The organism is Ruminococcus bicirculans (ex Wegman et al. 2014), from assembly GCF_000723465.1.
GTDB lineage: Bacteria > Bacillota > Clostridia > Oscillospirales > Ruminococcaceae > Hominimerdicola > Hominimerdicola aceti.
In genome coordinates this window covers 241276-266244 of sequence record NZ_HF545616.1, presented here as the reverse complement: position 1 = coordinate 266244, position 24969 = coordinate 241276, and the positions used below count along the sequence as shown (strand labels likewise).

Below are 24969 nucleotides of genomic sequence, written 5' to 3'. Positions count from 1 at the left end.
CGTCAAGCGTTTTGGCATATTGTGCAGTTTTCAGGCACAAAAAAATAACTCGGCATAAGCCGAGCTATCATATGAGTTAAGTTTCTAAGATTATAGAGCAGCAGAAAGCATTGTCAATTTCATAGTAATCATATCTTCCACTGTATTTATTTACTATGTCCCTAATAATAGAAGTGCCAAGTCCATGGTTTATGATATCTTTCTTTGTGGTTTTTAATTTTGGATTTTCGCTAATAACAGACTTATCTAGAGAATTTTTCACTATAAATGTATAAATGTTGTTTTCTTTACTGATTTCCAAATAGATAAACTTGTTTAAATCTGGCGGCATAGCTTCACAGGCTGTGATCGCATTTTCCAAAGTATTGCTCAATAAGTCACATAGATCAAGCTCATTGATACCTACAAAGTCATTTACCGTAATACATGACACCTTTATTCCTAAAGTTGATGCAGTAGACAATTTAGAGTTGATTATTGCATTTGCAACTGGATTATTGGTTTGAACAAATGTCATTGTAGCTTTAACAATGCCGTTGGATTGTTCAATAAATTCCAAAGCATCTTCGGTTTTGCCACTTGTGAGCAATTCATAAACGGTGGTAAGTTGATCCTTTATATCGTGCCTTATTTTTCTGATCATCTCGTATTGAGTCTCCGCATTATTAACATACTGTTCCATATACTGTTCTTTTACGGATAGTACCTTCATATTCTTTATCTGAGCATTCTTGAAGAAGAGTGAATAAATAACGTAAAACATTAGGAAATTCAGTATAATGATAACCAGGTATGATAAATTGATGTATATTCTTTGCGTATCATCCGCATTGAGTGAAAGTACATGGAGAAGTGATACTAGAATAAAGGAAGATATTAATACTGTGATAATCGGAGACCAATCTGATATTGTATAACTGTCAGAGAATTTGAACAGCTTGATTATAATTTTCAAGGAGATCCAAAGAGAAATCTGGATTACAATCAAAGTCATGAATCTTACGCTATTATCATTTGTAATCAAGTCCTTGACGCTTATTCTATTTAGAGATGATAATAAATTAAGTTCAACAGAAGTGATAAGCAGCAGAATAATATTGGGAATGATCGTTGATAGTAGTTTTTTAATAATACTGTCGTTAAAGGCAATAATGGCATATACCAACAATATAACTAAATATAAAGTACTTGTAAATCCCTCATATAAAGTGATGTGATTTAACAGGGTTATGGTTGTTCCAAATATGATACTAAAAATCGAAAGAAATGTTTTTGCCTGTTTGAGAGATTTAGGATTTAGAAATCTATACACAAACCATGTCATAATAAAGCCCTGATAATAATTAATCACAAGCTCAAAGCATTTCCATAGCAAGTTCTTCATTTTGTCTTCCTCAAATACTGTGTTAATTTCTCATCAACAGTTTGTTTGTAGTTTTTACTCATATTTAATCTAAAGCCTTGCTTAAAAATTATCTCGTCTTTATTTCTATCTATATTAAAAATGTGACGAAGATTAACTAGAAAACTCTTGTGTATCCGAGCAAAATCATATTGAGAAAAATGAATCTCCAATTCACCAATATTACCTCTGATCTTTATCGGTTCGTTATGTTCTGAATGATAGATAACATAATGTTTACTGCTCTCAATATAATAAATGCTCTTTATTTGCAGCGGAACTCTTCCGACTTCTTTATTTTCCAAAATAATAATTGTGTTTTGTTTCATTTCATTGTAAAGCTGATTAACAACACTGTGCAGTTTATCTGTGAAAAAAGAATCATTGCTTTTGGTAATAAAATTAAGTGGTCGGAAATAAAGACTATCATAAACCAACTCGGGATGACTGGTAACAAAAATTATGTAGCAGTCGTTTGAACCGGAAATCTTAGCCGCTAATTGAAATCCGTCGAGCTCCGGCATATCAATATCGAGAAAAATCACATCAAATGGCTTTATTAAGTGGTGCTGGAACATTAATTCGCTTGAAACATAGGTCTCTAACTCAATATCTTCATTATTCTGCCTTGTAAATTCAGATTTTACAGCTTGTGACATTTTATTAACAAATACGTTATTATCATCACATATTGCCACTCTGAGCATATGTATTTCCTCCTTAAAATGTAGTATAAATCACAACAATTGTATTTGTGATATAATTTTACGACAAAATTCGCTGATTTTTATAAATAATACAGATTTATGACTTCGGACTATATTTATACTATAATAAAAGTGTTGGAACCGGAAAGAGAGGCGGAGCATATATTATGAAAAAGCAAGTAAAAAGTTCAAATGTTTTTGGCGAAAAGCAAAAACGCATTATAGCTAAAACATTGATCAATCTGCGAGAACTCAATTTCTTAACACAAACAGATATAGCAAAGCAGCTTCATCTGTTTTCCAGCACTATTTCTCACTATGAAAAAGGTTTAACTGTCCCACCTACAGAAGTTGTGTATCGACTTGCCGACTTTTATAACGTTACTACAGATTATATTCTCGGCAAAAGTGCAAGCAGGACAAATCTTAATGACACTTATGCAATAAAGCTAACAAATAAAATGACTATAGGCGACGCTGTAGAAATAATGGCAAAGATGGACAACGCAGAACGTGAGCATTTAGCGTATTTCATTGAGGTTATAGGAAAGTCAAAAAAATAATTCAATTTAGAACTCTGAATTTGTATCAGGGTTCTTTTTTATTTTACCATAATAAAACAACAAGGTCAAGCATATTATGTTAGTTTTCTGATCTTTGCATTTCGTGCTAAACATCTTCACCTTATGCCAATTTTGTTGACATCGATAATGTAAAACGTATAATTAAATAAGACTCATGCATCATATGAAATTTAATAAGGAGAATTTTTATGACTATAAATGCTTGGAGAGCTTCAAATGTAAAAAATTTTGATCAATATACTGAATTGTACGATTTTGCAGGTGTTTCTGTTTTTAAAATCGTAGTTCAGTAAAGAACACAAAACATGACTGACAAACTCAGATTCGGTCAGTTCATATCCGAGAAACGAATACAACACTCTATGACCAAGCAAGAACTCGCAAGACAGATTGGGATATCTACAGCATATCTCAGTCAACTTGAAAGCGGAGCAAGAAGCAATCCAACTATTGAAGTGCTTGACCGAATGATTAATAAATTGCACTTGGACGAAGCGGAAACACATAAAATATATGATCTCTATGCAGCATCAAATGATACAATTAGTCCGGACATTATTACATATCTAAAGAGCAATAATATTGTAACAAAAGCGATTCGTAAAGCACAGGAAAATAGTGCAACAGAAAAAGATTGGCTTGATTTCATAGACCAACTTCAAAAATGAACAAATAATTTTGCGGTTTATGCCGCAAATTTATTTAGCATCAGTTTAGCTTACCAGCTAAACGTCGGAGGATTGATAGATTGACAATAGATAATATACATCATATACGCTGCCCAATATGTGGTGGCAGACTTTTTGATGTAATAACAGGAAAAGGCGAGAATAGTTATTTCGGTACAAACTTTGCAGTTATGATCAAGTGTTGGAAATGCCGAGAAACAATAACGTTAAAACCATTAAATAATATTAATTACTTAGTACAAGCATCACACGTTTGTTTAAAATCGGAGTAGAAGCCTGACAAGTAGCTTTTAAAGCTAGTGTCGGTTTCTATTTTTTTATTTTTGTTAACTCCATTTTTGCTTTAAGAGCAGAAATGGAGTTTTTTTATGCCCATTTTTAAATACTGGCAGCAATACATAGCCAAATATCCATAAGCCTTCGTTTTGATTCAGAACAAGAAAATCAAAACGGAGGAATAAAAAATGAGCAAAAACATAGTAAGTGTTTATGACACTATAACCAAAAGATACGTTGAAATTGAAGTAAGCGAAAAGATCCGCACATATTACAATAGAACCCAATGGAATATTGATGACAACAATAAATCGTTCTATAAGCACGAGATCCAGTTCTCTGCGTTGAAAGGAAACATTAACGGAGAACTTGAAAACTTTCAGGAGTTCCGAACAGAAAATGACGACGTCGAAAGAAGAGTGATACAAAATATTAAATGCGAAAAGCTGTATAGCTGTCTGAATGAACTTTCAGAGGATGAACGAAGGTTGATCTTTGCAATATATTTTGAAAATAAAACGGAAAACGAGGTCGCTTGTTTTCTACATACCACTCAGCAAAATATTCACAAAAAGAAACGTAGGATTTTGTGCAAGCTTAACAAACTTTTGAGATCACAATAAAAAACGGTTGTTAAATACCAGACTTCTACCCCTATACAAGTGTAAGGAGAATAAAAGCTCCAAGTAACTTGACAATAGAATATCAACTCTGCAAGTACGTTGATCACACGGCTGGTATGAAATCTCGGCAGCCAAAGAAACCACACGCCAAGACTCCGAAAGGATGAGCGATAAATGTGACGTTTCAAAATTCGGAACAGCTTTCCGAAAAGGCGATGAAACGTGTGAGGATAATGATACTTCCCAGTAGGGGCTAAAAGAGCGGGTGAAACGCCCATGAGATCGATACGCTGTCGATTGCCTGCAGAGTTCCGCCGCAACGGGTATCGGGGATAAATATTGCGGAAAACGTCCGAAACAAAATGGATCGGACGAAGGCAAAACGAATTAAAGGCGGTTTGCACACTTTTGCAGACCGCCTGTTACATATAAATTAACAAAAGTCAGGAGGCTGATATATGAGCGAAAAAGTTAAGCCTGAAAAATCAGATTTTCGGTACGAATATAATAAATTTGGAGTATATATTCCTGCTCCTACAATCAGATTATCGGACAAGCATCCATGCTGCGGCTGCGTGTGGTATGTCAGAGATACAAATGTGCTGTTCTGTCCGTTTCATAGCTGTATAAGGAATAAGAAAGTTTTTGAAACTCTAAAGAAAAAGGTGAAGGAAAATGCTGATCAAACGAGGTGATATCTTTTACGCAGACCTTGATCCCGTTGTCGGTTCGGAACAAGGAGGTATACGGCCTGTGCTGATAGTGCAGAATAATGTGGGAAACAAGTACAGCCCCACCCTCGTGGTTCTTCCGCTGTCCACAGCCCAAAAGAATCATCTTCCCACGCATATCCATATCAAGGGTTCAAAAGCATTGCCCAAAGATTCGATCGTTCTTGCAGAGCAGATACGGACCATAGACAGATATCGTCTGAAAAATTATGTGGGTTCGGTTGATCTTGAACTTATGGAAAAAGTAGAAAAAGCGATGAAAATAAGCATAGGAGTGGATTTTGATGACTAAGTTCGGACAGGCAGAGTATAACGACTTTATGGCAAGGATATTCGCAGATAAGCTTGATAAACTTCTTAAAGAAAGCGAAAAGCATAATTACATCAACAGAAATACAGAAGATATATACAAAGAATTTGCGTCATCAAAAGACGCAGCTTAAGGAGAAATTGAAATGTTAGGATTTATTATCGGATTAATCATAGGCGGTACAGTCGGCGTATTTGCAATGGCTTTGTGCATAACCGCAGGACAAGCCGACAAACGTGAAAACTGCACAGATTCGGATAAGTAATTTTATCAAGTATAGTGATACCATTCCATAAAGATTTGTGGTATCATTGTTGGTAAAACGGAGGTGAGAAAATGACAACGGTAACGATAATACAGCCGACAATATCAGAAGAACAAAACCATAAGCTCCGCTGTGCGGCATACTGCCGTGTGTCATCAAACAGCGAAGATCAGCTTAATTCCTTTATGGCTCAGACAAGATATTACGAGAAAGCTTTCGAAAAGTCTGACAGAGAACAGCTTGTTGACATATATGCAGATGAGGGAATAACAGGTACTCGTGAGGACAAGCGTGATGAGTTTCAGCGAATGATAAGCGACTGTCGGAAAGGTAAGATAGACAGGATATACACAAAGTCTATCAGCCGATTTGCCCGAAACACTAAGGATTGTCTGAAAAATATAAGGGAGCTTAAAAGCCTTGGAATAACAGTATTCTTTGAGAAAGAAAACATTGATACCGCAAAACTGACTGATGAAATGATGATAACCATTATGGGCGGTCTGGCTCAGGAGGAATCGGTATCCATTTCAAAAAACTTGAAATGGAGTTATCAAAAAAGATTTGAAAAAGGAATTGTAAATGTTTTTTCTGCACCATTTGGTTTTAAGTTAAATAATGGCGCATTGATTATTGACAAAATTCAAGCTCAGATTGTGGAAGAAATTTTTGATATGTTTTTGAATGGTATTGGTTATCAGCGAATTTCAGAAATCTGTCAGAGCAAGTACAAAGTGTATAAAGATAAATTTAGTTATTACGGCATTCGATATATTCTTTCCAACGAAAAATATATTGGCGATTCAGTCTATCAAAAAACATTTACAACAAATAATCTTCCATATAGAAAGATTCAAAACAATGGACAATTAAACAAATATTGTATTCAGAATACTCATGAAGCAATAATTTCGATAGAAATATTTGAAAAAGCTCAAAAATTGATTGAAAGCAGAAAACATAAAAATATAGTGTCTGAATCACCGTTCAGAGGAAAACTGATATGTGCCAACTGTGGAACAAAATACAAACGCAAAGATAGTAGAAATAAAATATACTGGGTTTGCCGCAAACACGATAATTTAGCAGAATTGTGCATGAATAAACGAGTTGAGGAAAAGTTTATCAAGCAAAGTTTTATAAGACTATACAACAAACTATTATTCAATTATAAGCAAATTCTTGTACCTCTTCAAACATCATTGCAGGATTTGAAACTTAAAAAGTTCAACGGTAAAACACAAGTAATGGACATTCACAAAGAAATCGCCAAGCTTCGAGAACAAACTCACGTCCTTGCAAGACTGAAAACTAAAGGTTTTCTGGACGAGGCTAAGTATATTGAGCAGACTACTGAGCTTACGGCAAAGATCAATAAGCTGCAAGCAGAACTGAAAAAGCTTACACGCTTAGACGACGAGGACGAAACTCTGGATCAGATCGAAATGTTAATAGACTTTTTTGAAAGGCGTGATAAGCCGATAACCGAGTTTGAAGAATCGGCATTTGAAAGTATAGTTGAGAAGATCGTGGTTATAGATCAGCATGAGTTGGAGTTTCACTTGATAGGCGGAATAAAGTTTAAAGAAAATATATAAAACGCATTGACAATTTAGCATAATTATGATAAAATATATTTAGGAGGCGATGAGCATGGACATGAATATGATAAGACCCGTTTCGGATCTAAGAAACAATTTTGCGGATATTTCAAAAACCGTTCATGAAACAGCACAACCCGTTTTCCTTACCAAAAACGGTTACGGTGATATGGTTGTCATGAGTATGGAGGCTTTTGAGAAAATGCAGTTTGAAAGCGACGTGTATTTCAAGCTTGCAGAAGCCGAAAGAGAAGCTGAGGAAACAGGCGAACGTTTTTCTTCAAAGGATGTTCTCAGCGCAATGAAAGCGGCGGCGAGAGGAGAATAATGTATACGATTGAATATTTACCGATTGCCAGACGCGATATGGTCGATATTGCAAAATATATCGGCGTAAAGCTTGCAAATCCGGATGCCGCTGAAAGACTTGCGGAGAAAATGGTTGAATCTGCCGAAGATTTGGCAAATATGCCGTATAAGTGTCCGATGTATATTCCGGTCAAGCCTTTGAAGCATGAGTATCGTAAGCTTATAGTTCATAATTATATTATGTTTTACTGGATAGACGAAGATAAAAAGCTTGTAACGATAGCGAGAGTTGTGTATTCCGGACGAGATTATGAAAAGTTGTTATAACTGAATCTAAATGCTTTGCAGGTAAAATTGCAAGGCATTTTTTTGTTGCTATTGGTAATAGCTTTTGAGAAGAAAATGTGATATTATTGTAGTCTGAAAGGAGTGAAAATAATGCCAAAGAATCGTACAATCCCGTTCGGATACTGTATGAAAAACGGTGAGATAACAACCGAGCCAAAAGAAGTATACGCCGTTGTTGCAATATTTGACGAGTATCTGAAAGGCAGAAGTTTGTCTGAGATTGCAAAGCTTATGCAGTCAGAGAAAATTCGTTACAATGCTATTTCGGATAAGTGGAACAAAAACATGGTCAAGCGAATAATCGAAAATGAGAGATATCTTGGAACTGAGAAATATCCGCAATTGATCGCCGAGGACATTTTCAGACAAGCAAATGAAAAGCGGGTTAAAAAAGCAACCACGCTTAATCTGATATCCGATGATTTACAGGAAATTAGAAATGTTACATACTGCGCCGAATGCGGTCACAAACTTTCAAGGATAGGCGGCAATTCAAAGTATGAGCATTGGGATTGCAAAAATCACGATTGTTACAAGCTTGAATATCGGATTACAGATCAAATGATCATAGGTGCTGTACTTAATGTTATTAATTCGGCAATAGCAAATCCAAGTCTGTTGGAATCGGGCGGCGAGATAAGCACATATTCACCTACTGCGGATGTGATACGAAAACAGAATGAGATCAATCAGATGACAGATTCTCCGCAAGTGGATTTTGACAGAGTAAAATCCGAAATTTTCAAACTTGCCGAGATGAAATATGATTGCTGCACTTACAATGACAGCCCGCAGAAAACAGAGGAAATCAAGGCTTTGCTTGAGAATCACAAACAATTAAATACACTCGATATTGGCTTATTTAAAGCGTGTGTTTCACGAATTTGGATAAGCCATTTTTGTGTCATAGAGGTTGAGCTTATTAACGGAATACGTATTAAGAATATTACGGAAAGGAATGAGAAAAATGTCCACAGCGCCGAATGTAACGATAATTCCTGCGAAAGTGCAAACAGCGGAAAGCAGGGATAAATACCACCAGTTAAGAGTTGCCGCATACTGCCGAGTATCTACGGCTCAGGAAGAACAGCAGAACAGCTATCAGGTCCAGATCGCATATTACACCGATCTTATCAACAGAAAAAAGGAATGGACGCTTGCGGGGATATTTGCAGATGAGGGTATAAGCGGAACTCAGACGAAGAAAAGAACCGAGTTTAACCGCATGATAAGAATGTGCAGGAACAAAAAGATAGATCTTGTGATCACCAAATCAATATCAAGATTTGCACGAAATACCGTGGATTGTCTTGAATATGTCAGACAACTTAAAGACTTGGGTATCGGAGTTATTTTTGAAAAAGAGAACATAAACACCTTAACTATGACATCGGAATTTATGATAGCTCTGTATGGAAGTTTTGCTCAGGCAGAATCAGAATCCATAAGTAAAAACGTAAGCTGGGGCAAAGGAAAAGCCTACCGTGAGGGCAAGGTGCAGTTCCAGTATAAATATCTGCTTGGGTATAAAAAAGGAGCAGACGGAAAACCGGAGATAGTACCCGAAGAGGCTGAAACAGTAAGGCTGATATATACGCTGTTTCTCGACGGATACAGCATGAGCAGGATAAAAAAGCTCCTCGAGAACAAAGGTATTTTGACTTCACAGGGAAATAAAGTATGGAACGAATCACTTATCCGCAGCATTTTGAAAAACGAAAAGTATGCAGGCGACGCACTTCTGCAAAAGACTTTTACCTCAGATTGTATCACTCACAAGATAGTTAAAAATCACGGCGAACGCCCGATGTATCTTGTGACAGATCATCATGAACCCATAATCGACCGTGACACATACAATAGAGTTCAGCAGGAGCTTGCAAGGCGAAGTTCTAAGCGTAAAATCAGCGATAAAACTACTACCGAGCAAGGAAAATACAGCAGTAAATATGCTCTTACCGAACTGCTTATCTGCGGAAAATGCGGCACGCCTTACCGCCGTACAACGTGGACTTCAAGAAGGAAAAAGTTAATAGTCTGGCGGTGTATAAGCCGGCTGGAACACGGCAAAAGATATTGCCCAGATTCTCCCACGATAAAGGAAGAACAGCTCCACAAAGCTATAATACGAGCGATAAATAACTACTACTCTTGTGGGAACGACGTTGAAAAGATCTTAAAAGCGAATATCAGCAATGTGCTTGAATGTCATGGGCTGGAAGAGATCGCAGCGATCGAAAAAAGGCTTAAAAAGATCGACAAGGCAAGAAGTGATCTGATAAGTCTCATAGCAACAGGCGGCTGTGATGAGGACAAGCTGGACAGCGAGTTTGAAAAGCTGTATGAGGAAGAGCAAAGCCTGAGTGAAAGACTTGCAATGCTGAAATCAAAAAATCAAACTTCCGCCGAAACTCAAGCCAAGCTTGATAAGATAATAGATATGATAGAGCATGAAAAGTTTGAGTTGGAAACCTTTGATAATGTGCTTATCAGAAAGCTGATAGAATGTGTGAAGGTTCTGAGCAAGACGGAGATACTGGTGATTTTTAAAGGTGGGTATGAGGTCAGAACGGAAATAGAGTAATATTAGAGAACGGCTTGCGGAATATCCACAGGCTATTTTTTTGTTGGGAGGTGCAGCATTGTCCAAAAACTTTGAAGGCATAAAAACAAGAAAATTCGGTATAGAGATAGAAATGACAGGACTTACACGAAGTCAGGCGGCAAAGGCTATGGCAAATGTCCTTGACGGGCGTGTTGAACACGAGGGTGGAAGCTATGATAAATACGTTGTAACAGACGCCAAGAACAGAAAGTGGGCTGTAGTTTATGACGGAAGTATCAACTGCTATAACTCAAACGGAGACAGAGCGTCCAAGTCTTACAGCGTGGAAATGAATTCTCCTGTGCTGGAATATGAGGATATTCCGCTTTTGCAGGAAGTTGTCAGAGCGTTACGCCGTGCAGGCGGGGTAACAGGTCCTCGGTACTGTGCAGGAACACATATCCATATTTCAGCGGACGATTACACACCTCAACAGATACGAAACCTAGTAAACATATTTGCAAGCAAAGAAGATTTTCTGTGGGACGCTTTGCAGGTTTCGACCGCTCGTGAAAGTTACTGTCGCAAAATGGACAAGGAATTTATCAAAGAGATAAACCAAAAGAAACCTACCGATATGGAAACGATAAAGCGGCTTTGGTATCACGGCAGAATGAGCGAGCAGTTTCAGCATTACTCGAACAGCCGATATGTTATTTGCAATCTTCACAGCTTTTTTCAGCACGGACATTACGAGATAAGAGCGTATAATGGTTCACTTCATGCCGGTGAGGTAAGAAGTCAGATCGTGCTTGCATTAGCCATAAGCAATGCGGCAATGACAAAGAAATACTGTTCTCCTCACGTTTCTCAAAGTGATAATATGCGGTATAGCTTTCGGGTATGGCTATTGAATCTGGGGCTGATAGGTGAAGAATTCAAGAATTGCAGATCTCACTTGCTGAAACATCTGGAAGGCGATATTGCATGGAGGCACCCGGAGGACGGCATTGCTGCAAGGGCAAGGCTAAAAAAAAACGAGAGCTTGAAAAACAAGCGGCTCGTGAGCGGCGTGCCGAGCCTGTAAGCGGCAACAGCACACAAGCCGAAAATGTACCCGAAGAAAACAACGAGCCCACAGAGAGCCAATGTGAGGGCGTTGAAGAGGAACTTGAAATGAGTATGTAAAATTGCAAAGGAGTTTTTATGGAATACAGAAGATTATATATCGCCTATGGAAGTAACATCAATCTTGAACAAATGGCATACCGCTGTCCAAATTCAAAGATCGTAAGCAAGGAGATGCTGAAAGGATACGAGCTTGAATTCAGAGGTGTTGCGACGATCGTGCCGAATGATAAATCGGAAGTTCCCGTACTCATATGGGAGATAGACGGACGAGATGAGTACAGTCTTGACAAATATGAGGGCTTTCCGAATCTTTACCGCAAGGAGCTGTTTGAGATAGAGGTAGACGGAGAAAAGAAAGAGTGCATGGCGTACTTGATGAACAAAGGACAGATATCGCCGCCGACCAGTTATTATTACAACGTCATAAATCAGGGATATGAGGCGAACGATATGGATACTAGCTATCTGAGGGCGGCACTTGAAAGGTCGGGTTGCGAACAGTATTTTGATGAAGATATGGACGAGGAATTTGACGAAGATGATGATTTTCAGATGAAACTTTAAGGAGCGTGGTCAAATGAGATACAAGGATTTTTATGTGAGAATTACGCCAGACAAATATATCCCCAGAGTTGACAAGAAAGGCAGAGATATTCTCTGTGAGGGATTTTTGATACAGGTTTTCGCTGACGAGACCGAACGTATTGAGATCGACAACTTTTCTGCGGCTGTGGGTTTTGAGATACTGGAGAACAGTTTGGCTGAGGCGAAGCAGTTGGCGAAAGATTATATTGACTGTGAGGGGAAGTTTATTGACTTAAAGTCATAATTTTGACATTATGAGCACTTATTTTTACTATTTATATTTTAAGTTGTCATATTATGATAAAATTAAGCTAAGATGAATATGCGATATATTGCTCTATTTATAGTTTCAAAACACCTCTATCTTTGGTTTAAAGGTGAAAATTAGAGCATATTTCTAAAGGACATTCACAAATTTTGTAAATCATCTTTGTGTGGAAAGTTTATACATTGCAGCACGCTCGTTTATATTTTTGAAATGGGAAATATAGTGAAGAATAGGTGGATTTTATGGGCAATAAAATTATTTATATAAAACTAAAAGAAGGTTGCAAACCTATTGAATATTTTAGAAACTCTTTTGATGAGAGAAAGAATTATTATTATAATTTGAGTTCTAATGCTGAAAATGAGCTAGAAATCAGTAAAGCTTGTATTGATAGCAGTTATTTTTTAATTGCCCTAATACACGACAATGATAAAATTATTTATTCGTATCTTGGCACGGGAACAATATCTCATAATGATAAGGGATTTAGTATAAAATTTAACATTAAATCAAAACTCAATTATGGAACGGCAATCAAGAATATTTGCAAATTGTCTGAATTAAGCCTTTCTGATGACTTTGGAAAAGATGAATATGTGCTAAAAGAAGAATCGGAGTTAATTGCCAAACAAATAGATTTTATAATTAACAAACCGTTTGAAGAAAAATCCAAAGGACAAAGATATGAAAATATAGACTCAGAGAATGGTCTTGCTGTCTTGGCTCAAAGAAACGAGTATTGTGAAAGGGCATATAATCTTCGTGCACCAATGCAGCATAGGGGGGAATTTCAGCGTGACTATGAACGCATAGTTCATTCAAAGGCTTTTAGGCGAATGGTAGATAAAGCGCAGGTCTTTAGTGCTTCTAAAGGAGATTATTATAGAACGAGAATGACTCATACTCAAGCTGTTTCACAGATTGCTCGTGGAATAGCGGAGGGGTTAGGACTAAATATGTATCTAACTGAGGCTATTGCATTGGGTCACGATATAGGTCATACGCCTTTCGGACATCAGGGCGAAAGGACCCTCGATAGCATTCTACAGGGAAAGTTTAACATAATTAAAAATGTTGGATCGTTTACTGGAGATTTGTCATTTGGAGGTTTTAAACACAATTATCAATCAATAAGGGTCGCTACTTTGCTTGAAGAAGAATATACAGAAATATGTGGCATGGACTTAAGTTATCAGACATTGGAGGGTATGCTTAAGCATACAAAACTTAAACGAGATAATTACTCACTTGATCAATTTATTTCAATAGATTTAAGTTAATAATTGACGTTATATCTATACTAAAAAAGTTAGATTGTTATTTGTAACTTTTTCTTGCTGTCTTACCAAAAGTTAGGAAATATATTCCTCGTGAAGATGGTTAGAATGCAGAAAAGTGCGGATAAAAAGTATTGTAGTATATTAATTGCATAGTTACTATTTGTAATAGAAAGGCAGATGTTATTATGAGTATTTTTGATTTTAAAGAATCTGCGTCATATAAAATTAATGAACATTTATATAATGTGCAAAAGGAATTTATAGTTCTAGGCCTTTGTGGTAAGGTGGGATCAGGTGTATCTGAAGTTGCGGAGATTCTAGAACTTCCCTTTGAAGAGTTTCATCTTCCACAGCCTGGATTTCAAGGCGATGATTCATATGATGCTCATGAATATCGTATTCTCTATACAGTAAAAACGACAGCTTTCGACAATAGGTTGTCGTTTTTTATTTGCAATTGATTTGAGAATTGTGCTCTGGCAGAATTGAATGTGAAATGACAAACAATGGAATTTGTGCGTATTGTTCATACTTTTTATCAAAATTAGTACGGATTAATTCATGGGAATTGTAAAATTTACATAAAAATATGTTGACATTATTATGGAAAAGTGTTATGATATATATATCGATATTTTAAGAATGGAGCTTATAGAACTATGTGTAAAATGATTAGTAGCGAATCAATAATCGGGAACTTTCTCCTTGCGGCTTTGGAAAAGGGAGATGATCGAATTAATGTTGATAAGTTATTTATGTTTGAATCTCTTTTAGGTTCAAATTTGAATCATCTTAATTATTTTACCTGTTTAAACTATATGAATATATTGGATTTCGCAGAGGACTATCCTTTTTTTGTAAAGTCTGTGAACGAAATCAATGTATGTATGACTGATTCCTATGACCAATATGTATTATCAAACAAACTCAGCAGATATTTTAAAATGGGATTACCAAAGGTCGTAATAAATGAGATGCAAACTGTTTCACAAAAAGTGTTGGAGGATAGAATTTGAAGGTAAAAAGTATAAAAGATGCTATACATGGTTACATACGTTTGGAAGAACCGTTTTGGAAAATAATTGATACGGCAGAATTTCAAAGGTTAAAATGGATAGAACAGACCAGCTATCGAGTTTTATATCCATCTGCAAGACATGATAGATTTATTCATTCTATTGGCGTTTATCATCTAGGTCAAAAAGCGATTCAAGGATTTTTGAATAACTGTGATGATAAAGATGCAGAAATAGTAAAAAAATATAAATATTCATTCCTTTTGGCCTGCCTGCTGCATGATATAGGTCATGCACCGTTTTCTCACACGTGTGAAAATCTTTTTAGTTATAAGGAAAAGATTAACAATAAAAATTCAAAGATTAATAAGGAACTTCTTGCAGAAATTAAATCTCATCTTGATGATCCGGCTTATCATGTTTTTGAGAAGGATTACTTCAGTCTTATAATGAAGAATCCGCCTGCACCTCATGAAATTATGAGTTCCATTATCACTTGCAGGAAATTTGGTGATTATAATAAATTCTTTGAAAGCGAAAATATAAATTCTTTAAACTTGGATCTTATAGTTCGTTCTATAATAGGTTGTTGTTATTCCTACAAACGAACTGATGACGAAGATAAACGGCTTGAACTAGGGATAAAAAACTGTTTGATAAGGTTGCTTAATTCATCGACTGTTGATGTTGACAAATTGGATTACATAGCAAGAGATACGCAGATGTCAGGTTATGATAGTATTGTGCTAGATAACAAGCGACTTTTGGATAATGTTTGTATAGTTGACAATGATGGAATATATTATCCGGCTTTTGGAAAAGGAGCTCTGAGCGTATTAAACAATGTTGTCATTGCGAAGAACTCTCAAGCAAAATGGATTATAAATCACCCCGTTGTAATATATGAAGCATATTTGCTATGCAAAGCGATTGGAATATCCTTAGCGAATTCAGGCCTACGGAATACAGATAACGTTGTGCTTTCTTCCGATGAAATAATAAACTTTATTTTTTCTTCGGCTTCATTATCAAAGGAAGGGCACCAATATTTCGGTGGAAAATTTAGGCTATTATCTGATGTTGAAATATTGAATTTGATGAAATCTCACATGGAGTATTCTGTTGTATCAGAATATTTTTCTAGAGATGAAAGAAAAAGTCCCGTGTGGAAATCAAGCGAAGAATTTTTATATTGTTTAGATTCTAATGAGGATAAGGCGGCAGAGGTAGCTGAATATATGGCACCGCTGATAAATTTTTTCAATAATGTTGATGATATTACAGATTTGCGTCAGATTGATAGTAAAATCCTTCTGGATGATTCGTTAAATGAAAGGCAGGATAAAGAGACTGTTCAAAATCTTATTAATGTTTTGTTGGAGTATCACCCGGATACGTCGTATGTAATATTACCCGCTAAAAATACATTTTATGCTCGTATAGATGCGGATAAGTTATATATACGATTTGGAAATGTTTCTCAAAATTATACTACCTATAAAAAACTAGAGGGAGAGGACAAAGGAGCTTTAGACAAGCGTTATAGTTTTTTCTATCTTTACTCAAGCAAGAAAATTGATCCAAAGAAGTTTTTAGAATATCTTTATGATAAAGCACATTCTAATATAATCTACGTACCTTAAATCTACTCATTTGTTGAAATTCGAGCCATTATAGTTCAGGCGAATTTATTGTAGGGTTGACTTTTTTGAGAATGTCACATTAGATATTTGATGGCTTTAAGTTTTTATCTTGCGTATAAATAATTTTTTTGATAACGATATTACATGAAAGGCTCGATTTTATCGGGCTCTTTTCTTTTACTATAATAAATTTGGTAGCAATATCTGATGAGTAAAATAGATTTTATTCTAAGGTTCATTGTAATATGTAGTTAGTCTGTCGTTTAATATGATTATATAAGAATAAAGAATCTGCATTTTTTTTGTTAATCCTCACGCAACGCACTTTCTAATTGATAAATACACTGACGGTATCGTTTAACTTTTGTTTGTCTCAAATCTTATGTCGAGTTTCTTATCTTCTTTCTGATGAATAAGAATTAGTTTGACAAGCATTCTCAAATTAACATCAGATATTGAGCATTCAACAGAATCGCACCAATAATCTAAGTTGCATTTTTAAGGTGTTCGTTTCTCTAATTACGGACTTTGTTATACTCCTTTGAATAGTTTACCTTTGTTCCAGTCTTTTAATTTCATCATTGCGTTATATTGTTGGAACCCTCTGCGTGCTTCTATCGTCCATTTGCTGTGAATCTTTGTCAGCAATTTGACAACGTGATTGATAATGAAAATGATAATGCTATATTAAGGCTGGCTATAAAAAAGCTGCCACAAGACTATATGGATGTCATTCATTTATACTACACAAAAGATTTATCTGCTAAAGAGATTTCGGATTTGCTTGATATATCAAATACAAATGTCTATTAAAGAATTTCCAGAGTCAGAATGTTAAAAAATATATATTTTGAGGAATGCGAGATTATTGAATAATAAATTCTCGACGCTATTGCTGATACATTAGACGAAGAATGTGCTGAAACGATTTCAAAACACGGGTGTGACAATATTTCTTCTGATGAATTTAATAAAAAATATGGATAAATTGATAAAAAGGCAAAGACAACCTTATCACAAATTTATCAGCACTACCTCAAGACGAATGGCGTCCATAATCGATGTGGTACTGATTGTTTCATTTTCGATTGTGGTGAGTGTGGATGCATAGAAACGTGCATTCAAGAAAGTTTTTAATGAATATATTCTCAGATCATTCTGACGTAACGGCAGATATATCTGACAATTCATATTCCAATACGATCAATGAGTTTTATGAAATATATTATAATCTTAGTGACTACAGTATAATTTTCAATGACAGATCCGATCTTTAAAGGCATATTATATACTTGGAATTTCTCAATAATGAACAAAAGATATGTTTAATATAAGATTAAAAACGGAAAGTGCTGAGATAACGTTCAAAGATATTACAGAAAAAGAAAGCATATCGTTCACAGATAATCGTAGATTTAATTATTACATATGGAATAATAGTGAGTATATTATTATGATAAACTCAAATGTTAGTAAAAATAGACTAAGAATTACAATTGAATTTGTGCAAAAGGTAGAATGATAAGTAGTAATCTAAAAAAATGTCAGAAATACGCCTCCAGTGTTGTTATGTATTATTGAAACGGGTAATACAGAGTTTAATAGTAGATTTTCAAAAGGAGTTTTTTCAAAAAGTGTGTTTGCCGCTGATATTTCTACATATGACAAATACACAAGCAATGTCAGCACAGCTTTGGCAGTTTAGGTTACAATGCTAAAATGCAGAAGTGTTGTTACAGGATAGTTAGGTATTACGAACAAAATAACTATAACACAGGAATTTCAAAAGAAAAGCGGTTTTACCTGGAGTTCAATAAACGGCAGAGGCACTACAAAGTTTACTTTTACGCAGTTTTTGAACAATCTTATTCCAATATAAGCCGTGGTAGAAACAAAGCAAAGACCATTGCTAAGGTCTATAGTGGAACAGACTATAAAACGTATTCCACTTATTATTGATACGATGAATGTAGGTTCCGGAGATGGTAGAAATCGCTCTTAGAAATTACAACATTAGTAAAATGGTACGACGACAGTGTAAAAACTATAAGGTGATACTGCACAACACCGTCAGACTTTATTTGTGTGGCGTTGCATTATGTTATAATCAGACAATATTAAACTTTTTATCTTGTTACGCTGTGCAATTTGGTATAAACTTAATAATCTAAGGGAGGTAAAATATGTCGTTAAAATATCATCAGCTTGATAGTTCTGTTGAGAAACAGATAAAGGAAAATATATCAAAGGGAATATTGAGTTCATACAGATTTATGGACGAAAATGCTGTGCGAAGAAATATGGAAAAGGACAAAAATAGCGTACTTCGTCCGTCTTTTGGACGTGATATAGAGAAAATTCTTCATTTGCCTTTGTACAACAGATATAATGATAAAACGCAGGTATTTTCATTCTACAACAATGATGATATCACTAGACGAGGCCTGCACGTTCAGCTTGTGTCACGGATAAGCAGAAATATTGGAAGAATGCTTGGCCTTAATCTTGATCTGATAGAATCTATCGCACTTGGACACGATGTTGGACACACACCTTTTGGCCACGCAGGAGAACGTTATCTCAGCGAGCTTTTGCAGAAAGAAACCGGACGGCATTTTAATCATAATGTTCACAGTATACGTGTTCTTGATATTTTGTACAGGCGAAATATAAGTTTACAGACACTAGACGGGATACTGTGCCACAATGGTGAATTTGAGCTTAATGAATATCGCCCCCAAAAGGGTCTGACATTTGAGCAATATGACAATAATGTTGAGCTTTGTTATACTGAGGGCGGAGAGGCAATAAAAAAACTTGTTCCGTCAACTTTGGAGGGCTGTGTAGTAAGGATTTGCGATATTTTAGCCTATATCGGTAAAGATAGGCAAGATGCGATAACGGCAAAAATATTGTCGGACGATTCAATATTTTCATCTGAATTTATTGGCAGCAAAAATGCTGAGATGATAAATAATCTTACTGTTATTTTGAAAAGAGGAATGATGTTTGAAACAAAAATTCTAAAAAACAGCATCATCTATTTCATAGTCGCAACACAAGTTAGAAAGCTTGCAAATCCTTTATTTACGAGGGTTTGCAAGTTTTTTGTTTTATGTAGATTTTGCGTTTGGGTGTTGTTTGGGTGTTACTGTGATAAAAATTTAAGGAGCAGGCTTAGGGCTTGCTCTTTTTTAGTTGGTCGGTTATTCCGCCTTACGTTTCCTCTCCCCCGTGAGGATATCCGCCACAGCTCCGAGAGCTTGCGCCTCTCTGTCTTGAAAGGCGGCTGCGTATATGTCAAGGGTGGTGCTTGCCTGCGAGTGTCCGAGAACGCTTTGAACTGTCTTGACGTCAACGCCCGAGCTTATGAGCAGGCTTGCGTTTAAGTGTCTGAACGAATGAAGGTTGACCTTTGGCAAGCCGTATTGCTCACAGATCTTTGTCAGCCAAGTGAATGGCGTTGCTCCGTGCATTTGGTGTCCGTCCCAAGTGGTGAAAAGCCTGCTCGTGCTGTGCCATTTGTCACCAAGCTTTAAACGCTGTGAAAGCTGTTCGTTTCTTAGCTGCTTTATTGTAAATATCACGCCGCTGGGCAGGGTCAAGGCTCTTACAGACTTGCGGCTCTTTGGCTCTGTGTCATAATAGCCACGCTCTTTTGAATAGTGAACAGTTCTGCGGATATGCACAACGCCCGTGTCAAAGTCTATATCCTCCCACTCAAGACCGAGTATCTCGCCCCTGCGAAAGCCGCCGAATATAGCGAGCTGAAAGAAAGCCCTGTATTTTATAGGCGTATCGTCACGATCGAGTATATCAAGAAAGCGTTTAGCCTCGTCTATGGTGAACATTTTATGCTCTGCCTGCGGTATCTTTGGGAGTGCGGCATTTTTGCAAGGGTTTTCCTTGATAGCCTTTATATGCACGGCATAGTCAAACACACTCGACACGAAAGAAACATAATTCTTTATAGTCTTTGGAGAAAGCATTTTATCGTCTGTACGCTTATCAAAGAGCTTTTGACAAGGCTCTCCCAATGCTGCGGATATCTTTTCGGCGTTCTCCCACCTTATAAGCTTGCTCTCTGCGGCTGATTTAATGGTCTGTGAGCTTACGCCTGCTTGCTCTGCAAGGCTTTTCTGTGTCATATCCTTGTAGCTGAGAATGGCTTTTAAATCGCCTTTGAAAGCTGCATTTGCGTTCTTTTCAACGTGCTGTTTACCAAGCCAAGCTATAAAGCCGTCTATCTCTCGTGGGGTTATGCGGTCTATACGCAAGTGACCGAGCTTTTCATACACTCGTGGGGTGTATTCTCTGCACCGCTCAACGCCTGAGGGCTTTAAAGTACGCTCTGCATAGTTTTCAAACCACGTTTCACAAAAGTTCTCGAACTTCTCAGCGTTGACAGTTTGACCGCTCCTGCATTTCTCCTCAAAGTCAAAAGCCGCTTTGTTCAGAGCCTTTTCTATTTGCTTTTCGGTCATATTAGGTCTTGAGGGTCGCCACGTCATTGACTGTGATTTCTGCTTTGTGCCGTCCGCCGAATAGCCACAGAACACTCTTATTCTATATGAGCCGTTTGCACGCTTTTCTATCTGTGCCATTGTATCAAGTCCTTTCTATGGATCAGTCTTTGCTATTTGTCTTGTTTTAAATAATTTTCAACATACCTTTCATTAACAAACAGGCTGATATTATTTTTGCGAGATTGAGGACTACTAAAGCTTGTGGTAAGTGTGCCAGCACTCACGCTGCCTTTATCATTTTGTTCCTCAATAATTTGCATAACGGCTGTATCAGCCTCGTCTGCCTCATCATAATTCAAAAAATTGTCAAACATAAATGAATATTCAGAATAGTCATTTACTACTTTGTCAACACAAGTTATGAATAGATCTTCTGTGAGAGTACCTGCTCTATATACCTTGAGCAGGTCTATTATTTTTCTTATAAAAACAGATAGAGGCTTTTGTGTAATATGAATGTATACACCATCATCAGGCGAAAAAACTTCGTCATCGCTAATTGTGCTCATTTCCGTTATTACTCTTACAAGGCTGTACAAGTATTCCTTAGCCGTGAACTCTGTTGAATACCCTTTTTTGAGCTCACTCTCGTCTATACCGCACAACCAATCAAGGGAAACGTCAAGAGCCTGTGCAAAGCTCATAGCAAGGTCTAGAGATGCCTTTTTTATAATGCCTATACTTTCATAGCTTGATATTGTGGCGGCTGTTGTATGGGCTTTTTTGGCGAGCTGAGCTTGTGTTAATCCAGCTTTTAACCTTGCCTCTTTCAATCTTTTTGCAAAAGTTGTTAAATCACTCATTTATAACGCTCCTTATATTGTTGTTGTTGCTTTTATAATACCACAGACAACTTGATTTGTCAAGTGCAAATCATATAAAAATTAAGAATACTATAAATTAATATATAATACTTGACTTTATACAGACTATTTGATATAATGATGTTATAGCAACAGCAAAAAGCGAGGTGAAACACATTGACAGGAGCAGAGGTAAAACAGCTCATAGTGTCGGCAGGCTTGAAATGCTGGCAAGTTGCCGAGCTGTGGGGTGTGAATGACAGCAATTTCTCACGCCGCCTTAGAAAGCCGTTTAATGAAAGCGAGGTTGAGAGGCTCAAGGCTATTATTGACAAGCTTTCAGCACAAAAAGAAACCGTCTGAACGCTACCAACATTCAGACGGCAAAGCAGGCTTTAATGCCCGCATATGAAAACACACACGTTTCCGCTCCTATTATACCACATTCGAGGGCGGAAATGCAAGTCTTGAATGTGGCAGATAGGAGAATATTTTGAATAAACAGAACACAAGGGCATTGCCAAAAATGCTCACCATAAAGGAAACCGCACAGGCAACAGGGCTGCACGAATACTTTGTGAGACAGCTTGTCAAGCAAAATCGTGTTACATACGTCAAGGCAGGCTGCAAAACGCTCATAAACCTTGACAGGCTGGTTGAGTTTCTTAACGAGGGTGAGGGGGCAAGCATATGACAGCAGCCGAAAGGATATCAAACGCCCTTAGAAAAGGCAAGAGCAACGCTGTAAGCCTTGCGGATATGTGTATCATATCGGGGCTTGACAACCGCCACACAAGGCTTGTGATTGAGGATATGCGGCGTAAAGGTGCAGTGATATGCTCAAGTGAGTGCGGCTATTTTTATCCTGCTGACCGCTCAGAGCTTAGCCGATACGTCAAAAGGGAGCGTTCAAGAGCAAGCTCTATTTCTCAGACGTTACGCTCTGCGGAAAGACTTCTTGAGGAGTGGAAAGGACAAGAATAATGAGTGAAGAAAGCAAAATACCGCCTTACTTTTACTTTAATACAAAATATTGTGATTGGTTTCAAATGCTCAATAATGAACAAGCTGGAGCTGTAATAAAATATATCTGCTCATATGTAAAACAAGCAGAGCTGCCAACAATAGAAGATCAAGCAGCCGCAATGCTTATTGAATTTATAAAAACAGATATAGACCATTCTTTTCGCAAATATCATGCACAATGTGAAAACGGCAAAAAAGGCGGAGCTCCAAAAGGTAATAAAAACGCCGCTAAGAAAAAGGCAACAGAAGAGCCGCCAATAAACGAGCTTTTCGGGGATATAGCGTATAGGATTGCTGATGTCATTTTCTGGAACGCTCAAAAAGAAGATTTTGCGATTTCTGAGTATCTTAGCAAATCACAAATAGCAAGCATTGCAGCTTGTTACCACATACTTGATGTAGATGATATTTCCGATATATTTGACGGTACAATGAAAGAATTTATTATAAACAAAAGTGCACGGCAATTCTGCAACGAGCTTAAGCAATATGCAGCAGCGGAATTTGAGGAAGGTGATGAAACATTTACGGAAACCTTTGCACGTACCAAGCAAGCAGCGGACAAGTTATTGAAAATGTCACTTGATGAGATCAAACACTTTTATAGCAAATGTGATTTAGCTCTGGAAGCTACTGATATTTCAGAAACCCAAATCAAAGAACACTATGACTTTACCGAAGAAGAAATCAAGCAAATCTTATCCGCAAGGCGGCAACAAAACAACCCAAAAACAACCCAAAACAACCAAATATAATATATTATATTTCAATTAAAATAATTTAAAGTTAAGTAAAGTAAGAAACTAAACTTACTTTAATATAACTTAAATTATTATGCTTGTTACATTTCTTGAAATTGCTTTGCTTATCGCAATTTCAGAAAGTAACAGCATAACGTTTAACACGAACCGAGAGTAAAGCTCGAATAAAGCTCGAACAAAGCCGTAAATGTAAGAGAATGTGAGAGGGTGACACAATGACAAATGAACAGCTTGCGGAATTTATCAAGCAAGGCGGTGCGGACGATCTAAAGCCTGCTTTGTGGGATAGGGTAAAGCACTTGATGTTCAAGCTTGCAGGGCAATATTACAGCAGCTATGAGGAGCGTTTCACGTCTTGTGGGGCTGAACTTGCAGACTTTCGGCAAGAATGCTATCCTGCTTTTATAAAGGCTATTGAAGCGTACAGCCCCGAAAAGGGCTATGCTTTCACAAGCTATCTTGAATATCACATACGCAATGCAGGTGCGGAGATGTTGGGCATACGTAACGCTGACCGAGAGAATAACAAGCCTCTTGACAACTGCACAAGCCTTGATAAACCCCTTGATACAGGCGACAGCAAAGAGCTTTGCTTAGCTGATATTATCCCCGACAGCAACTCACAAGAGGGCTTTGAACAGGCTTTACAGACCATTGCAGACGAACACACAAGAGAGATATTGCACAGGGCTCTTGACCGCTTAGACAAGCCCCTGCGTGATGTGATAGTGCTTTATTACTTTGAGGATATGACACAAGAGCAGATAGCAAAGCGTGAGGGCGTGAGCGGTGAGCGTATCAGACAACGCAAGGCAAAAGCTTTGAGAAAGCTCCGTTGTATGGCTGAACTGAGAATACTGTGGGAAGAGCAGAACATTGAAAGCCGCCTGCATTTTGACAGCCGCACCAACACGAGGGCTTACTTCAAAGCTCAACAGCGTATCTCAGAGATAATAAAGCGTGGCTCATACCTCAGCTACGGACAGCGACAGGCTATAATATATGATTGCGAGATAGAACAGCTTGCAGAGGATAATGCAGAGTATCAAGCAATGACGATCTTTGAGGAGCTTGTTTCGCAGCAATACGGGGGAAAGCCCCTTGAAAGCCGATAGCAGTACATTCACCGCCGCACTGCTTATATTTCTCGCATATTCGCAGAATGTGGCAAATCCTAGTTATTCCTAGAGTAAAAAAAGGGCAAGCACGAGGCTTGTCCTTTGGCGTTTATGCGGTCTGTGGTGGGTAAATAAGCTTTGAAAGCTCTGTCTTGCTCTGCTTTATTATGTCAAAGCAAGCTCTTAGGACGGCTTGAAACATATCCGTGCGTGAGGCATACACAACAGCCGCAGCCGCAAGGCTCTCTTTCTTTGTGTCCTTGTTCTCGATAGCAGGGCACTCATCATCAATAAACTCAAGGTACACGTTAAGCAGGTTTTCAGCTTGCTCAAGGTTTATTACAAAGTCCTCAAGGTCAAGGACAGATACGCTTTTGACGTTGTTTTGTGGTGTGGTCATTTTCGGTTACTCCTTTATGTAT

30 protein-coding genes and 1 pseudogene are annotated in these 24969 nt (G+C 37.3%); 26 read left to right on the top strand and 5 right to left on the bottom strand.

From position 1 onward, the window contains the following. Positions 1 to 76 precede the first annotated feature (76 nt). Both RBI_RS01175 and RBI_RS01170 read right to left on the bottom strand, forming a co-directional pair. Positions 77 to 1384 carry a sensor histidine kinase gene (locus tag RBI_RS01175; RefSeq protein ID WP_038670441.1) on the bottom strand — a complete coding sequence of 436 codons (1308 nt, stop codon included), beginning with the start codon at positions 1382 to 1384 and terminating at the stop codon, positions 77 to 79. After that, the gene (locus RBI_RS01170; protein ID WP_038670438.1) at positions 1381 to 2109 is read right to left on the bottom strand and encodes a LytR/AlgR family response regulator transcription factor; all 729 of its coding nucleotides are present in this window, start codon (positions 2107 to 2109) and stop codon (positions 1381 to 1383) included. Before RBI_RS01170 ends, RBI_RS01175 begins: the two co-directional genes overlap by 4 nt. A 167-nt stretch (positions 2110 to 2276) precedes the next feature. On the opposite strand from RBI_RS01170, the gene RBI_RS13860 reads away from it, so the two are divergent. From RBI_RS13860 to RBI_RS15335, 21 genes and pseudogenes are all read left to right on the top strand, one after another. Further along, positions 2277 to 2672 carry a helix-turn-helix domain-containing protein gene (locus RBI_RS13860; protein WP_051706242.1) on the top strand — a complete coding sequence of 132 codons (396 nt, stop codon included), beginning with the start codon at positions 2277 to 2279 and terminating at the stop codon, positions 2670 to 2672. A 326-nt stretch (positions 2673 to 2998) separates the two neighbouring features. Continuing rightward, on the top strand, positions 2999 to 3361 hold the full coding sequence (locus RBI_RS01160) for a helix-turn-helix domain-containing protein (protein WP_022287130.1): 363 nt from the start codon (positions 2999 to 3001) through the stop codon (positions 3359 to 3361). Positions 3362 to 3846: 485 nt separating this feature from the next. Continuing rightward, positions 3847 to 4281, top strand: a complete 435-nt coding sequence (locus RBI_RS13855) for an RNA polymerase sigma factor (protein WP_051706239.1) — start codon at positions 3847 to 3849, stop codon at positions 4279 to 4281. Positions 4282 to 4739: 458 nt separating this feature from the next. Beyond that, positions 4740 to 4976, top strand: a complete 237-nt coding sequence (locus RBI_RS01150; RefSeq protein WP_038670436.1) for a hypothetical protein — start codon at positions 4740 to 4742, stop codon at positions 4974 to 4976. Then, on the top strand, positions 4957 to 5304 hold the full coding sequence (locus RBI_RS01145) for a type II toxin-antitoxin system PemK/MazF family toxin (protein WP_038670434.1): 348 nt from the start codon (positions 4957 to 4959) through the stop codon (positions 5302 to 5304). The genes RBI_RS01150 and RBI_RS01145 overlap by 20 nt, the downstream gene beginning before the upstream one ends. Beyond that, positions 5297 to 5455, top strand: a complete 159-nt coding sequence (locus tag RBI_RS14865; protein ID WP_158455032.1) for a hypothetical protein — start codon at positions 5297 to 5299, stop codon at positions 5453 to 5455. The genes RBI_RS01145 and RBI_RS14865 overlap by 8 nt, the downstream gene beginning before the upstream one ends. A 12-nt stretch (positions 5456 to 5467) precedes the next feature. Beyond that, positions 5468 to 5587 carry a DUF3789 domain-containing protein gene (locus RBI_RS14410; RefSeq protein ID WP_081855899.1) on the top strand — a complete coding sequence of 40 codons (120 nt, stop codon included), beginning with the start codon at positions 5468 to 5470 and terminating at the stop codon, positions 5585 to 5587. Between the two features lie 71 nt (positions 5588 to 5658). After that, positions 5659 to 7185 (top strand): recombinase family protein, encoded by a 1527-nt coding sequence (locus RBI_RS01140; RefSeq protein ID WP_038670432.1) that lies wholly within the window; start codon positions 5659 to 5661, stop codon positions 7183 to 7185. 55 nt (positions 7186 to 7240) lie between these two features. After that, on the top strand, positions 7241 to 7516 hold the full coding sequence (locus tag RBI_RS01135) for a type II toxin-antitoxin system Phd/YefM family antitoxin (RefSeq protein ID WP_242843652.1): 276 nt from the start codon (positions 7241 to 7243) through the stop codon (positions 7514 to 7516). After that, positions 7516 to 7824: a type II toxin-antitoxin system RelE/ParE family toxin gene (locus RBI_RS01130; RefSeq protein WP_038670429.1), complete on the top strand. Its 309-nt coding sequence runs from the start codon at positions 7516 to 7518 to the stop codon at positions 7822 to 7824. Before RBI_RS01135 ends, RBI_RS01130 begins: the two co-directional genes overlap by 1 nt. A 111-nt stretch (positions 7825 to 7935) precedes the next feature. Then, complete coding sequence (locus RBI_RS01125) at positions 7936 to 8877, top strand: recombinase family protein (protein WP_038670427.1); 942 nt, start codon at positions 7936 to 7938, stop codon at positions 8875 to 8877. After that, positions 8813 to 10429: a recombinase family protein gene (locus tag RBI_RS01120; RefSeq protein WP_242843651.1), complete on the top strand. Its 1617-nt coding sequence runs from the start codon at positions 8813 to 8815 to the stop codon at positions 10427 to 10429. The genes RBI_RS01125 and RBI_RS01120 overlap by 65 nt, the downstream gene beginning before the upstream one ends. Before the next feature lie 58 nt (positions 10430 to 10487). Beyond that, a complete protein-coding gene (locus RBI_RS01115; protein ID WP_051706237.1) occupies positions 10488 to 11477 on the top strand; it encodes an amidoligase family protein in 990 nt (329 codons plus the stop codon). A gap of 119 nt (positions 11478 to 11596) precedes the next feature. Further along, on the top strand, positions 11597 to 12085 hold the full coding sequence (locus RBI_RS01110; protein ID WP_038670423.1) for a gamma-glutamylcyclotransferase family protein: 489 nt from the start codon (positions 11597 to 11599) through the stop codon (positions 12083 to 12085). A gap of 13 nt (positions 12086 to 12098) precedes the next feature. Then, complete coding sequence (locus RBI_RS01105) at positions 12099 to 12350, top strand: hypothetical protein (protein WP_038670421.1); 252 nt, start codon at positions 12099 to 12101, stop codon at positions 12348 to 12350. A 266-nt stretch (positions 12351 to 12616) separates the two neighbouring features. Beyond that, on the top strand, positions 12617 to 13654 hold the full coding sequence (dgt, locus tag RBI_RS15150; protein WP_051706235.1) for a dGTP triphosphohydrolase: 1038 nt from the start codon (positions 12617 to 12619) through the stop codon (positions 13652 to 13654). Between the two features lie 185 nt (positions 13655 to 13839). Further along, complete coding sequence (locus RBI_RS01095; RefSeq protein WP_038670419.1) at positions 13840 to 14115, top strand: hypothetical protein; 276 nt, start codon at positions 13840 to 13842, stop codon at positions 14113 to 14115. A gap of 198 nt (positions 14116 to 14313) precedes the next feature. Then, entirely contained in the window at positions 14314 to 14670 is a 357-nt protein-coding gene (locus tag RBI_RS01090) for a hypothetical protein (protein WP_038670417.1), read from the top strand. Further along, positions 14667 to 16313, top strand: coding sequence for an HD domain-containing protein (locus tag RBI_RS01085; RefSeq protein WP_038670415.1), 1647 nt, complete (start codon positions 14667 to 14669; stop codon positions 16311 to 16313). The genes RBI_RS01090 and RBI_RS01085 overlap by 4 nt, the downstream gene beginning before the upstream one ends. A 630-nt stretch (positions 16314 to 16943) precedes the next feature. Continuing rightward, the gene (locus RBI_RS15490; protein ID WP_081855898.1) at positions 16944 to 17126 is read left to right on the top strand and encodes an RNA polymerase sigma factor; all 183 of its coding nucleotides are present in this window, start codon (positions 16944 to 16946) and stop codon (positions 17124 to 17126) included. Between the two features lie 1370 nt (positions 17127 to 18496). Further along, a pseudogene (locus tag RBI_RS15335) lies at positions 18497 to 19171 on the top strand (HD domain-containing protein); the annotation flags it as partial. A 348-nt stretch (positions 19172 to 19519) separates the two neighbouring features. On the opposite strand, the gene RBI_RS15140 reads toward RBI_RS15335, so the two are convergent. Both RBI_RS15140 and RBI_RS01075 read right to left on the bottom strand, forming a co-directional pair. After that, positions 19520 to 20917 carry a tyrosine-type recombinase/integrase gene (locus tag RBI_RS15140; protein ID WP_051706233.1) on the bottom strand — a complete coding sequence of 466 codons (1398 nt, stop codon included), beginning with the start codon at positions 20915 to 20917 and terminating at the stop codon, positions 19520 to 19522. A gap of 32 nt (positions 20918 to 20949) precedes the next feature. After that, a complete protein-coding gene (locus tag RBI_RS01075) occupies positions 20950 to 21642 on the bottom strand; it encodes a helix-turn-helix domain-containing protein (protein WP_038670414.1) in 693 nt (230 codons plus the stop codon). Between the two features lie 177 nt (positions 21643 to 21819). Between RBI_RS01075 and RBI_RS01070 the strand changes: the two genes are divergently transcribed. The 5 genes from RBI_RS01070 (at position 21820) to RBI_RS01050 (ending at position 24544) form a co-directional block, all read left to right on the top strand. Further along, positions 21820 to 22005, top strand: a complete 186-nt coding sequence (locus RBI_RS01070) for a hypothetical protein (RefSeq protein ID WP_038670412.1) — start codon at positions 21820 to 21822, stop codon at positions 22003 to 22005. A gap of 130 nt (positions 22006 to 22135) precedes the next feature. Next, positions 22136 to 22336 (top strand): helix-turn-helix domain-containing protein, encoded by a 201-nt coding sequence (locus tag RBI_RS01065; protein ID WP_038670411.1) that lies wholly within the window; start codon positions 22136 to 22138, stop codon positions 22334 to 22336. Beyond that, positions 22333 to 22626, top strand: a complete 294-nt coding sequence (locus tag RBI_RS01060) for a hypothetical protein (protein ID WP_038670409.1) — start codon at positions 22333 to 22335, stop codon at positions 22624 to 22626. The genes RBI_RS01065 and RBI_RS01060 overlap by 4 nt, the downstream gene beginning before the upstream one ends. Next, on the top strand, positions 22626 to 23423 hold the full coding sequence (locus RBI_RS01055; protein WP_038670407.1) for a DUF6291 domain-containing protein: 798 nt from the start codon (positions 22626 to 22628) through the stop codon (positions 23421 to 23423). The genes RBI_RS01060 and RBI_RS01055 overlap by 1 nt, the downstream gene beginning before the upstream one ends. A 221-nt stretch (positions 23424 to 23644) precedes the next feature. Next, a complete protein-coding gene (locus RBI_RS01050; RefSeq protein WP_038670405.1) occupies positions 23645 to 24544 on the top strand; it encodes a sigma-70 family RNA polymerase sigma factor in 900 nt (299 codons plus the stop codon). A gap of 112 nt (positions 24545 to 24656) precedes the next feature. Here the strand turns inward: RBI_RS01050 and RBI_RS01045 are convergent, their stop codons facing one another. Then, the gene (locus tag RBI_RS01045) at positions 24657 to 24947 is read right to left on the bottom strand and encodes a hypothetical protein (protein WP_038670403.1); all 291 of its coding nucleotides are present in this window, start codon (positions 24945 to 24947) and stop codon (positions 24657 to 24659) included. Positions 24948 to 24969 lie beyond the last annotated feature (22 nt).